Annotated in this window: 12 protein-coding genes and 1 pseudogene; 9 read left to right on the top strand and 4 right to left on the bottom strand. The window is 63.0% G+C overall.

The genetic code is table 11. The features are described 5' to 3' along the window. A partial coding sequence (locus AB1576_13855; GenBank protein MEW6082809.1) for an ABC transporter substrate-binding protein occupies positions 1-1,007 on the bottom strand: 1,007 nt, incomplete at its 3' end. Between the two features lie 1,012 nt (positions 1,008-2,019). Here AB1576_13855 and AB1576_13850 point away from each other — a divergent pair. The 4 genes from AB1576_13850 (at position 2,020) to AB1576_13835 (ending at position 5,945) form a co-directional block, all read left to right on the top strand. Then, the gene (locus AB1576_13850; protein ID MEW6082808.1) at positions 2,020-3,477 is read left to right on the top strand and encodes a sodium:solute symporter family protein; all 1,458 of its coding nucleotides are present in this window, start codon (positions 2,020-2,022) and stop codon (positions 3,475-3,477) included. 82 nt (positions 3,478-3,559) lie between these two features. Further along, positions 3,560-4,753: an amidohydrolase family protein gene (locus tag AB1576_13845; GenBank protein ID MEW6082807.1), complete on the top strand. Its 1,194-nt coding sequence runs from the start codon at positions 3,560-3,562 to the stop codon at positions 4,751-4,753. Then, entirely contained in the window at positions 4,750-5,247 is a 498-nt protein-coding gene (locus AB1576_13840) for a hypothetical protein (protein ID MEW6082806.1), read from the top strand. The genes AB1576_13845 and AB1576_13840 overlap by 4 nt, the downstream gene beginning before the upstream one ends. 14 nt (positions 5,248-5,261) lie before the next feature. Continuing rightward, positions 5,262-5,945 (top strand): DUF2848 family protein, encoded by a 684-nt coding sequence (locus tag AB1576_13835; GenBank protein ID MEW6082805.1) that lies wholly within the window; start codon positions 5,262-5,264, stop codon positions 5,943-5,945. A gap of 76 nt (positions 5,946-6,021) precedes the next feature. Here the strand turns inward: AB1576_13835 and AB1576_13830 are convergent, their stop codons facing one another. From AB1576_13830 to pxpB, 3 genes are read right to left on the bottom strand one after another with little or no spacing between them, the layout of a single operon-like run. Beyond that, a complete protein-coding gene (locus AB1576_13830) occupies positions 6,022-6,771 on the bottom strand; it encodes an aldolase/citrate lyase family protein (GenBank protein MEW6082804.1) in 750 nt (249 codons plus the stop codon). Between the two features lie 43 nt (positions 6,772-6,814). Beyond that, positions 6,815-7,843: a biotin-dependent carboxyltransferase family protein gene (locus tag AB1576_13825; protein MEW6082803.1), complete on the bottom strand. Its 1,029-nt coding sequence runs from the start codon at positions 7,841-7,843 to the stop codon at positions 6,815-6,817. Beyond that, entirely contained in the window at positions 7,840-8,604 is a 765-nt protein-coding gene (gene pxpB, locus AB1576_13820) for a 5-oxoprolinase subunit PxpB (protein ID MEW6082802.1), read from the bottom strand. Before pxpB ends, AB1576_13825 begins: the two co-directional genes overlap by 4 nt. Positions 8,605-8,736: 132 nt before the next feature. Between pxpB and AB1576_13815 the strand changes: the two genes are divergently transcribed. The 5 genes and pseudogenes from AB1576_13815 to AB1576_13795 all read left to right on the top strand — a co-directional run. Beyond that, positions 8,737-9,519 carry an RraA family protein gene (locus tag AB1576_13815; protein MEW6082801.1) on the top strand — a complete coding sequence of 261 codons (783 nt, stop codon included), beginning with the start codon at positions 8,737-8,739 and terminating at the stop codon, positions 9,517-9,519. A gap of 24 nt (positions 9,520-9,543) precedes the next feature. After that, positions 9,544-10,668, top strand: a complete 1,125-nt coding sequence (locus tag AB1576_13810; GenBank protein MEW6082800.1) for a 2-oxoacid:acceptor oxidoreductase subunit alpha — start codon at positions 9,544-9,546, stop codon at positions 10,666-10,668. Continuing rightward, positions 10,665-11,594, top strand: coding sequence for a thiamine pyrophosphate-dependent enzyme (locus AB1576_13805; GenBank protein MEW6082799.1), 930 nt, complete (start codon positions 10,665-10,667; stop codon positions 11,592-11,594). Before AB1576_13810 ends, AB1576_13805 begins: the two co-directional genes overlap by 4 nt. Before the next feature lie 98 nt (positions 11,595-11,692). Then, positions 11,693-11,809: pseudogene (locus AB1576_13800) on the top strand (transposase). Next, the coding region (locus tag AB1576_13795; GenBank protein MEW6082798.1) for an RNA-guided endonuclease TnpB family protein at positions 11,806-12,070 on the top strand (265 nt) is incomplete at its 3' end. The pseudogene AB1576_13800 and the gene AB1576_13795, both read left to right, overlap by 4 nt.

The raw sequence follows: 12,070 nt of genomic DNA, 5'->3' as shown, positions 1-12,070 counted from the left end.
CCGTGCCTCTCCACGAACATGTCATTGATGGGCTTGACAAGGGGTATTGACTCGACGAATTCCGGGCTGAACACTGAACGGGTTATGGTACCCTCAGCCTTCAGGCCCATCGCCTGGACGAAGGTGGGGTCTTCATGACCGGCGTCCTGCGCTATGACGAACTTGGGATTGAACTTGAGTTCCTCCAGGGTCTGTACCATGAGGATGGCATCGGGCGCGTAGGACGTGGGCATCAACACATCCGGGTTGAGGGACTTGACCCTCTGGACCTCGCTGGTGAGACTTGCTGCCTTCTGGCTGTAGCGCATCCTGTCCAGGACCTCGTAACCCCTGTCCCCGGCCAGGCCTGTCTGGATGTTGGCGCTGTCCTCGCCGAAGAGGGTATCCTCGTGCAAGAGCACTATTGTCTTGATCTCCTCACCGGTCTTTTCCTGGAACTCCTCAAGGAAGTCGAACATGGCCAGCGAGAAGTGTACGTCGTGAGGGCTCGTGCGGAAGAACCACTGGAAACCGCGGTCCGTGAGCATGGGGGAGGAGGACTCTCCGCTAAGGTAGGGAATGCCCAGCCTCTCGCAGACCGTGCTTGCCGTGGCGCTAACGGCGCTGTGGTAGGCGCCGACCACGGCCACAACACCCTCCTGGGTAATGAGCCTTTCAGTCTCGGCGGCACCGATCTCCGGGTCTCCCTGGTGGTCAGCGAAGATGGGAACTACCTTGGCCCCGCCAAGGTTGGGCAGACCCTCGGTACGGGCAAGGAGCATGTCAAGGTCGTGGTTAGTGTTCACTATGTCGGCGGCCAGCTCAATGACGGCCTTCATGTCATTGCCCACCATGGCAACGGCCCCCGTGAGCGGGTATACCACACCGATCTTGATCTCACTGGGGAACTCCTCGGCGGGTTCTTCCTCCTCACTGGGTTCGGGCTCCGGGGCGGGTGTCGCGGTCCCGCAGGCGCTTGCGATTAGCATCACCCCCACCAGCAACAGGGCCAACGCGCTGGATCTCATCTTGTGTAACCCCCCCTTAGTTGATTCCCACTTTGATGAGCGTCGCATCTAGTACCCTGGCTCAGGAATGCCTTTCGGCCACCGGTAGATCTGCATCCAGTGCCCACTGGCATTAGCTGTAAAGTGGAATCCCCCCTTTCCAGAAAACGCGAGGTGATCCCGGCTTTTCATATAGGGCTCCCTGGACTGGTCAGGGGCTCCCTGGGCTCGGAGTTCGCCGGAAGGCTTTAAGGAGTTTTTCTGTATGCGGCAGGTTTTTCCTGCGATAGTTCCGAAAAGAGTGATTAACATTTAGATTCACACTGCTTGATCTAGGAATTGGAAGACCCACTTGCCTTGTTTTTCCTTAGAGGAATGGTGCGGCACCCCGGAGGATGGTGGGATGGATTGAACCCTCCAGCGGGTGGCTGCTATCGCCCCCGGGGAGCCCTCGCCGGCTCCCTTGAGGCTGCCTGCCGCTGCGCCGGAGTCATCACAGGAAGGGATATCCAGGGGACCAGGGCCATCCCCGACCAAGAGGTACTGGCGTGGCTTCCCAAAGACCCCCGAGATGCCCGGGAGGCCACTGAAACACTTCTGGAGCACGCCAAGCCCAACGCCACCATATTCATAGAGAGGCCCTGCAGAACAAGGCACGCCATTACTCTAGCGCCTTTGGCAAGCCCCCGGATCGGGTGGCCCCATCTTACGGGCGCTCTCCTTTTTCCTCCATGCGGAACGCCCCTGGAAGGGAATTTCCGGCAATTGACGAAAGCCTGAAATTGCACTGCCACCCTTTCATCCCTCCGCACGCACCAAGCAATGCCGCCTCCATGTCCTTGGACACCAGTCCAGTGCCGGTTGCCCGGCCAGACTAGCGGGACCCTACGTCCCCTATACTCTTTTTGGCAAAGGGGGTGAGATGTCATGGGCGGGTTCGTGGGACTCATACTCTTCATGATGGCGGTCACACTGCTGCCTGTGGTCACGGCCTGGATTATGCTGCGAAAGCTATGAAAGGGAGGTGGAGGGATTGGTTCTTGGGATCATCATCATCTACCTGCTGGTGGTGCTCTACATAGGCTACTGGGGCATGAAGCAAACCAGGGACGTGGAAGACTACATCGTCGGCGGGCACAGGCTGGGAATTCTTCCTTCAACAGGCACTTATCTGGCCACCTACCTGAGCGCCGTATCCATGCTGGCGGGGATTGGTGTGGTCTACAACATAGGGGTGGCGGGGGCTTGGTTTCCCATCTTCTACGCCAGCGGCGCCCTGTTCGGCCCCATTGTGGCCGCTCGCTACAGACGGGTTACCTTCAACACCCCGCCGCAGTTCTACGCCATCCGCTATGACTCCAGGAGTCTGCAGGTCCTGGCCGGAATCATCACCATCATCGCCGTGATCTTCTCCCTTGTGGTGCAGTTCAGTGCCATCGGTATCGTGTGGAGCCTCGCCACGGGAGGCGCCTTCATCCATGGGCTCCTCATCGGTTCCCTGGTGTGCCTGGCCTATACCCTCATGGGCGGCTACATGGCTGTAGTATGGACAGACGTCTTCCAGGCCGTCGTTTTCGTGGCGGTTACCCTCATCGGCGGCTTCTGGGTGCTCTCCAAGGTAGGCTGGATATCGGGCATGTACGCCGGTCTCTCCCAGGTGACGGCACCCCCGGTGGCGGGCGGGGTGCCACCTGTGCCCGGGACACTGGTGAGCGCCCTGGGTCCCTACGTGCCCCTGGCCATCTTCTTCATGATGCTGCCGTGGCTGGGCGGCGTGGCCACCCACCCCCAGTACCTCGTGAGGATGCAGTCGGCCAAGGACATAAAGACGGCCCTCCAGAAGTATGCCTACTCCTGGGTGGCCCTGTGCCTGATCTACTTCCTGTTCACCTCCATTGGCCTGGGAGGGCGGATCCTCGTGCCCACCATGCCGGAGGGGATGACAGGAGACTGGATCTACCCCCACCTATTCATGACCTACATGCCGCCGGTCTTCACGGGGCTGCTCTTTGGGGGCCTCTTGGCTGCGGCCATGTCCACCATTGACAGCCAGATGGTGCTGGTCGCCGGCTGCGCCACCATCGACATCGTGAAGAACTTCTGGCCGGGCACCCCCGAGCGCTCGCTCCTCTGGATAAGCCGCATCATGGTGTCAGTCGTCTGGGCCCTGGCCTTCGTCTTCACCACCTACAAGCACCCGATGCTCATCGCCGTGGCGGGACTCAGCTGGGGCCTCCTGGCCATCGGTTTCTTCGCGCCAACCCTGATAGGCCTGTACTGGAAGAGGGTGAACGCCACATCCGTCTGGGTATCCATCACCAGCGGCCTGGCGGTGTTCCTGTTCTGGCAGTTCCGGTTCGGGACCAGCGTGATAGGCATACCCCCTGTGGCAACCGGGGTGTTCACAGGCATAGTCGCGCTGGTCGTGGCCACTCTGGCCACGAGGCCGGCGCCGGAGAACCTGTGGGGGCCCTTCTTCCCTGACAGGTAGATTGCCAAAGATCGGGGGCTTCCGGGGGGGCCCTTCATGGCCTTGAGGGGCCTTCCCCATCCCCACAGGAAGGGGAAGTGCCATGCTTCTAATCAAGGGTGGTCCCATGCTGGACACCAGGGCAGGGCAGGTAATAGACAGGGGTTATATCCTCGTTGAGGGCGAGCGCATACAGGAGATGGGGGAGGGCGACCCGGTAACCCGGGGCGACCCTGAGGTTCTCGACCTTCGCGGCAGGTTCCTGATGCCGGGCCTTGTGAATGCCCACGTTCACCTGGTCTGGGATGGCTCGGCGGACCCGGACGCCAGGATCAGGGGCCTTTCTCCCACCCGCGTGGCCATGGTGGCGGCCGCCCAGGCCCGCCGCCATCTCGTGGCCGGGATCACCACCGTTAGGGACGTGGGGTCCCTAATGGACACGGTGCTGTCCTTGAGGTGGGCCGTAAATGAGGGGCTCTGGCCTGGCCCCAACATCATCACCAGCGGCGCGCCCCTGACCATGACCGGGGGGCACATGCACCCCGTGGTCGCCTGGGAGGTCGACGGCGAGCAGGATATCCTCAAGGCGGTGAGAAGCCTGATCAAGGCGGGGGTTGACTTGATCAAGGTGATGGCTACCGGCGGGGTCTACACCCCGGGCGAGGAGCCTGGGTCAGCCCAGATGACCGCGGGGGAGATGTCCGTGGCCGTGAGGGAGGCCCACAGGAAGGGGATCCCAGTGGCGGCTCACGCCGAGGGCCTCCAGGGCATCAAGGAGGCCCTGGAGGCTGGGGTTGATGCCATTGAGCACGGCAACTACGCGGGGGAGGAAGCCCTCAAGACCATGAGGGAAAGGGGGGTGTTCCTGGTACCCACGGCCTCATGGTTCCTCAGGGCAAGCCGGGAGGACGCCGTGGAACTAGGGATACCGGGCTACGTCAGGGAAAAGGTCCAGGAGGTGGTGGATGCCCAGCGCCAGAGCCTCCCCGAGGCCATACGAAAGGGGGTCAGGATCGCCGTGGGCACAGACGCCGGGGCTCCCCTGCATCCCCCGGAGAACTACCACATGGAGGTAACCGCCCTCAGGGAGATGGGCATGGACCCCATGGAGAGCCTCAGGGCAGCCACCCTGGTAGGGGCCGAAGCCTGCGGGAGGGACGACATCGGCCGCCTGGAGCCGGGCTGCCTCGCCGATGTCCTGGCCATCGACGGGAACCCCCTGGAACGCCCGGGTGACCTCCTTAGGGTACACACTGTGATGAAGTCGGGACGCCTGGTGGGGGGTGACTCATGGTGAAGGATCCGGCCTGCGTCTACCGGGAATTGGCCCAGAGGGTGATCCGGGAGGCACATCACCAGCTCATGAACCTGGAGTTCGCCGTAGGCCTCGATGAGGAGGTGCAGGCCTCCATGATTGCCAGGCACGGCACTGCGGAGGGCATCTCCTGGGACTGGGTGTGTTTCGGGGGATTCGCCGGCGAGGATATCCTCGACCTCCACGTTGGGGTGCTGGTAGAGCAGCCTGCCTGGACCGGGGGCATCCACGTGGCGAACAGCCTCTGGCCCGGGCTTTCCGGGAGCCTGAGATCGGGTGAGCACTGGTCTAGACACGCGGGTGTACTGCCCGTCTACAGGTACTCTCCGGGGGTTCGGGAACACCAGATGGTAGTGCCCCTGGCCCTGGCCCGAAAAATGGAGGAAAGACGAAAGACGGCAATGGGCCCTGCTGTCCAGACGATAGTGGGTCTTTGCCGTCTCCTTCAAGATGTCTTGTTGCAGGTCAAGAACTAAACGGGGGTGGGATGTTGCTCACGCTGAGGCTGGAGGATGATAACGGCAGGTTTGACTTCCCTGTGAACAGGGTCATCAACGGAGGCTATTCCGGGCGGGACAGGGCCGCTGTCATGGCCCATGTCGAGGAACTGGAGAGGGAAGGGATACCGCCGCCCACTGAAACCCCGGTGTTCTTCGCCATCCCCCGGGACCGCATGACCCTGGGGGACAGCATAGAGGTCTACGGGGACAAGACCTCTGGGGAGGTTGAGTACGTACTCCTCCTCTCCGGTGGCCGGATGTGGGTGGGAGTGGGCAGCGATCACACGGACCGGGAACTGGAACGGCTGGACATCCCCGCGTCCAAGCGGATTACCCCCAATGTCATGGCGTCCCGGGTGTGGTCCTACAATGACATCAAGGACCACTGGGACCAGGTAGTCATCCGGAGCTGGACAGGGCGGGGCAGGAAGACCATGTACCAGGAGGCGGCTCTCTCGCTGATCCTGACCCCCGGCGACCTCCTGGAGCATATGAAGAGGCACGTCACGGGCTCCCTGGAGGGGGCGGTGGTGTACTCCGGGACAGTGGCCGCCCTGGCCAAGGAAGGCCTGGGCGTATCGGACTACTTCGAGTTCGAGATGGAGGACCCCGTAAGGAACCGGCGCATCCAGGGGGCCTACGCTATCCAAAAGATAGACTGGTTCAGGGGGTGACCCCCCTGGATGAAACCGGTCCCGGCACGCCTCCGGGCAGCGCCGGGACCACCCTTTCGGGTATGCGGGGCCAGTCTCACCGGCCCAGCATCCACCTGCATCCCTTCATGACCAGGCCGGCGATGCCCGTGGCCAGGTAGGTGAACCCCTGCTCGTGCCTCCTGGCGGCGTCCCCGGGGCCGGTCACGTAGATGCCCGCCTGCAGGTTAGCCCCCATCGTCTTTCCCAGGATGGTCTCTATGGCCTCCTTCACCACAGGGTGGTCCGTCTCACCGGGGTGCCCCAGGGACACCGAAAGGTCCGTGGGACCGATGAACACCACGTCGATGCCGGGCACCCGCAGGATCTCATCGAGGTTGTCCATTCCCTGCCGGTTCTCCACGTGCACGATGACCAGGGACTCCTCGTTTGCCCTCTGGAGGGCCTGAGGGCCCGTATCAAGCCCATACCTGCCCATGCGCGTGGAGAAGGCCGCGCCCCGGGTACCCAGTGGAGGGTACTTGGCAAAGCCCACCACAGCCTGGGCATCCTCCCTGGTGCAGACCAGAGGCACCTGGACCCCCTTGGCGCCCAGGTCTAGCGGCCTCAGTATCGCCCAGCGACTGGCGCAGGGCACCCTGACTATGGGGTAGATGGAGGAGGCGTAGGCCGAGAGCACCAGGCTCTCAGTGGCCCCGGAGCTGGGGGAGGAGCCGTGCTCCTCGTCAATGATGACGAAGTCGAACCCCTCCAGCGCCACCACCTCCACCAGCTGGGGGCTGGGGATGGCCATGAACACGCCGAGGACGGGCCTGGATGCCTTCAGGTCATGCTTAAGGTTTCTCACCCGCTCTTCCCTCCCTAATGCTAGTTAACAACCCCACCAGGCCTCAACCGGAGGGCTCCAGGGTTACGTGGAAGTCCCCCGCGCCCCTCAGCCGCACCATGAACACCCTCATCCCCCTGGGCCTCTCCAGCGGTGGGTCATCCAGGAATCCCCGGTACTCCCTGTAGGCCGCATGCGCGTCTTCCAGGCTTACAGCCTGGAAGGAAAGGCTGTTTCCAGGGACCACCTGGCTGCACCGGTCAAGGTCAGGCGAGGTCACCACCGCTATCTTGGGGTAGCCCCCCGTTGTCTGGCTGTCCTTCAGCATCAAGATGGGCTTTGCGCCCCCGGGCACCTGTATGCTGCCGTCAGGCACTGCGTTGCTTATGATGTTCGGCCCCTTCTCACTGTGGCGGATGGTGGGCCCGTCAAGCCTGCATCCCATGCGGTTCACCTTTTGGGTCAGGGTGTACTCGGATCCCAGGAGGGTGTCGATGCCCTCCTGGCGGAAGTGGTCAGCCTCAGGCCCCACGATCACCCGCACCCGCTGGCTTGGCCCGAGCCTTGGCCGCAGATCCCGGGGGAGCCGGTTTCCCACCTCGGCGCCGGGCGCCGGGTCATCACAGGGACCTAGAAGGTCCCCGGGGCCGATCCTGCGGCCCTCAAGGCCGCCGAATCCCGTGCGGAGGTCAGTTGAGCGGCTGTTCATCACCAGGGGGACGTCTATCCCACCCTTGATAGCGATGTAGCAGCGGGCACCCGCTGTGTAGCCCCCCAGGGAGAGCCGGGCGCCCCTGGGGAGGAAGAAGGCCTCCCACATGGGCACGGGCCGCCCGTCACAGGTTACCTGGGTCTCGGCCCCTGTCACCGCCAGGGAGAGGTGCTCCAGGGCCTCCAGGACTGGACCGTAGAGGGTTGCCTCCAGGACAGCGGCCCCGGGCGGGCTGCCAACCAGGCTGTTGGCGACAAAGTAGGAAAAGGCGTCCATGGCGCCGCAGGCGGACACCCCCAGCTCCTGGTAGCCTGGCCGGCCTGCGTCCTGCACCGTGGTGAGGAAGCCCCCGTCCAGGACCCTCAACACGGCCGGCCTCACGTTACCCGGACCTCCCGCCGCATGGCGTGGTAAGCGCTATAGTCTATCCTCACGAACCTCACCCTGTCACCCCCCTTGAGGGGGACGGGGGGCTCCTTGCCCACATCGAAGAGGTCCAGCGGGGTCCGCCCCAGGTAGTGCCAGCCCGAAGGGGTGTCGTAGGAGAGGATGGTGACCTGTCGCCCAGCGATGCCCACGGCCCTGGCGGCCACCATGGAACGAGGGGTAGGGAGCCTGGGTGTCTCCAGCCTTTCATCCAGTACCCCCAGGTAGGGCTGGCCAGGCAGGAAGCCTAGCATGAACACGAGGTACTCCCGGGCGAGGAAGATGTCTATGATCTCTTCCCTGGGAATCCCGTGGAGTTTTGCCAGGGCGCCAAGGTCCAGGGCGCACTCGCCGTCAAAGCAAATAGGGACCTCCACGAGGCCTGCCTCCTCCGTTGCCGGGCCAAGGCCCGAGGCCAGGGCCTCAAGGCGCGCCTGGAGCTGGCGGGGACCTGTTATGAGGGGGTCGTAGTAGAGGCAGATCTGGCAGTAGGTGGGTATCGCCTCCAGGAGGCCCGGGATGCCCTCCCTCTGGATGGCCCTGTAGAGCGACTGCACCCGCCTGCTGGTGTCCTCGCTTACCTCCTCGCCAAGACTCACGGCCAGGGCCCTGTCACCGGCCACCCTGAAGGATACCCCCTGCAAGTGGCTCACCCCCCGTCGCTCACACGAGAACACAGCACCTGTCCCCTGGCATTCTATGCCACGGCCCCGCATACCTCCCAAAGACTAGCAGAACCCTTTTCCGCTATGAGGAACAGCCCTTGAAGGAGTCCGGGGGGCACGTACGCAATATTCATTATTTGAGCCAACACATCCGAAGAGGATTCCCGCGAGGAGGGTCTGCCCATGGACCAGCGGCAGGTGGAAGAGGCTTGGGAGAGATACCGGGAGCGAGCCCCCGGAAACGTGCCCCGGGAGGTCATACGGAGCCCTGTGATACCCAGGCCCTGCCAGGGGGTCCTGGAGGAGCTCCGCCGGTTCACCGGGGTCACCGCCACCGTATCAGACATCCTGGATTCACTGGGGGTGGCCGGGACGGTTCCCGCGAGTGTCCTAAGACCGGTGTGCCCCGGCAAGAGCGTGGCAGGTCCCGCCATTACCGTAAGGTACATCCCGGAGCAGCGCACCGCCACCTACGGGCAGTCTAGGTCCATGGCGGGGAGGCTGGGGGACAGGGATGCCTACGCCCTGGCCCGGGAGGGCGATGTAGTTGTCATGGACAACGGCGGCCGTGAGGGGGTGTCCACCATGGGAGGGCTTTCAACCCTCTCCGCTATCCGGGCGGGGATAGCCGCCTGCATAGTTGACGGCGGCGTCCGGGACGTGGATGCCATGAGGGCCGAGGGGTTTCCCGTGTGGAGCAGGGGGGTGACCCCCCTCACAGGGAAGCTCAGGGTCGAGGCGGTTGAGATCAACGGGCCTGTTACCTGCGGAGGGATCAGGGTGAACCCAGGGGACGTGGTGATGGCGGACGATACGGGTGTGGTCAGCATACCCCTGGGCCTTGTCGAGGAGGTGCTGGCCACCCTGAAGGACCTCTCCAGGAAGGAAGAGGCCTTGGTCAAAGCACTCAGGGAGGGCCTCGGCATGGAGGGCCTCAGGAAGATAATGCCCCCGGAGAAGTGGTAGGCGCTGGACACGGGAGGGAAAGGCATGGGAGTCCGCAGGGTTTGGACAGGCAACGAGGCCTGCGCTGAGGCAGCCATAGCGGCGGGGATGAGGTTCTTCGCGGGTTATCCCATAACCCCTGCCAGCGAGATCGCTGAGGTCCTGGCCAGGCGGCTGCCCGAGGTAGGGGGCAGCTTCATACAAATGGAGGACGAGATAGCCAGCATCGGTGCCGTCATAGGGGCCTCAATGGCCGGGGCTAAGTCCATGACAGCCACCAGCGGTCCTGGGTTCTCCCTGATGCAGGAGAACCTCGGGTTTGCCGCCATGGCCGAGGTGCCCTGTGTCGTCGTGGATGTGCAGAGGGTGGGGCCCAGTTCCGGGGTTGCCACCCACCCCGCCCAGGGCGATGTGATGCAGGCGCGGTGGGGGACCCATGGCGACCACCCCGTGGTGGCCCTGGCTCCCTGGTCATCCCGGGAGACCTATGATGTCACGGTGAAGGCCTTCAACATATCTGAGAGGTTTCGCCTACCCGTGGTAATCCTCAGCGACGCTATGGTGGGCCACATGAGCGAGGACATGGAGGTCCCCGGCAGCCTGGAGATAGTGGAACGCCCAAGACCTGGGGTGCCCCCGGAGGAGTACCAGCCCTACAGGGCGGCAGGGGACGGGGTGCCCCCTATGGCCAGCTTCGGCGATGGCTACACCTGGTACACCACGGGGATCGTCCATGACGACACGGGCTTCCCCTGCACGGGTCATCCCCCCACCATAGACAGGGCCATCAGGCGCCTGAACTCCAAGGTGACAGAAGATGTGGCCATGTACGAGGAGTACTGGCTGGAGGACGCCGAGGCGGTCATCGTGGCCTACGGCTCCGTTGCAAGATGGGCCTTGGCGGCGGTCAAGGGCCTCAGGGCTGAGGGGTGCAGGGTGGGACTCTTCAGGCCCGTTATCCTATGGCCCTTCCCCGCCCGGGAGTTAGCCGGTGCCCTGGGCCGCGCTGCCCTGGCGGTGGTGCCCGAGATGAACCTGGGCCAGATCCTGGGGGAGGTGGAAAGGGCCGCCCCTAAGGACGTCCGGGTGGTGGGCGTGAACCGGGTAGACAGCAGGATGATAAGCATCCAGGAGATAGCCGGGGTGGTCAAGGAGGCCTGTTCGTCATGACCGGCGGTTTTGCCAGGACCATCCAGACCTACCTGAGGCCAGAGAGGCTCCCTACCATCTGGTGCCAAGGATGCGGTAACGGCATAGTCATAGGGGCGCTCATCCGCGCCCTGGCGGGGTCGGGGGTAAGGCGGGAGGACGTTGTGGTGGTGTCGGGGATCGGGTGCTCGGGGAGGGCCTCGGGCTACCTCAATCTCCCGGGTTTCCAGCCCACCCACGGTAGGGCGCTTCCCTTTGCCACAGGCGTGAAGATCGCCAATCCCTCCCTCATGGTGGTTGCCATCATGGGTGACGGTGACTGCCTCTCCATCGGGGGAAACCACTTCCTCCACGCCGCCAGGAGGAACCTGGACATCACCGCCCTGGTGCTTAACAACTCCAACTACGGCATGACAGGGGGGCAGTATGCCCCTACCACCCCCAAGGGTGGCCTCACAACCACAACGCCCTATGGCAATGCCGAGCGGGCCGTGGACATACCGGCCCTGGCCCAGGTGGCGGGGGCCACCTACGTGGCACGTTCCACATCCTATCACGCCCTAGAGCTCTCGGGCTACATAAAGAGAGCCTTGGTTCACAGGGGCTTCTCCGTTGTGGAGGCGCTGTGCCACTGCCCAACGCAGTACGGGAAGATGAACCGCCTGGGATCTCCCGTCAACATGCTCAAGCTCCAGCGAGACCTGGCGGTTTCCCAGGCCAGGGCAGCCTCAATGCCCGCCGGGGAGCTGGCAGGGAGGATCATAACGGGCGAGATGGTGAAACCTGAGGGCCAGGGAGAGGAGGACTACACCACGGCCTACGCCCGGGTCATCAAGAGGGCCATGGAACAGGCAAGGCCTGTAGAGGAGACCCATGAATGTATCCCCAGCCTCTCCGGGGGTTACGATCCGCCGCTGGGAAAGCCCACCCTTTTAAGGGTGGGATGAAAGGCGGCATATAAGCCTATCAGATATCTAATTAATCATGGCATAATTAAACCATGAACCCAAACCGATGGAAACGATCAGCAACAACCAAGGCTATTCCGCGGATGAAAAGCCGGATGCCAACCCTATGGACAAGATCGTATTACTGCGAATCAGCCGGCCACATCTCCGAAGAAACGGTTCGCAAGTATATCGAGGAGCAGAAAAACAAGTGAAAACCTACTGCTTCAAGCTGTACCAGTCGAAACGCAATAAGAGGCTCCATAAGGCCCTCAACATCGCGGGGAGCCTCTACAACCACTTGATCGCCCTGCACAGGAGATACTACCGGCTGTACGGAAAGAGCCTCAACGTCAATAAGCTGATGAAGCACATCACGAAACTGAAGAAGAAAAAGCGTTTCGCTTATTGGAACCTGTTAGGCTCCCAGGCGATACAAGATATTGCTCAACGGATCGACAGGGCCTACAAGCTAT

The sequence above is a fragment of the Bacillota bacterium genome (genome assembly GCA_040754315.1).
GTDB lineage: Bacteria > Bacillota > Sulfobacillia > DUSP01 > JBFMCS01 > JBFMCS01.
This window is presented reverse-complemented; position numbering and strand designations above follow the sequence as displayed.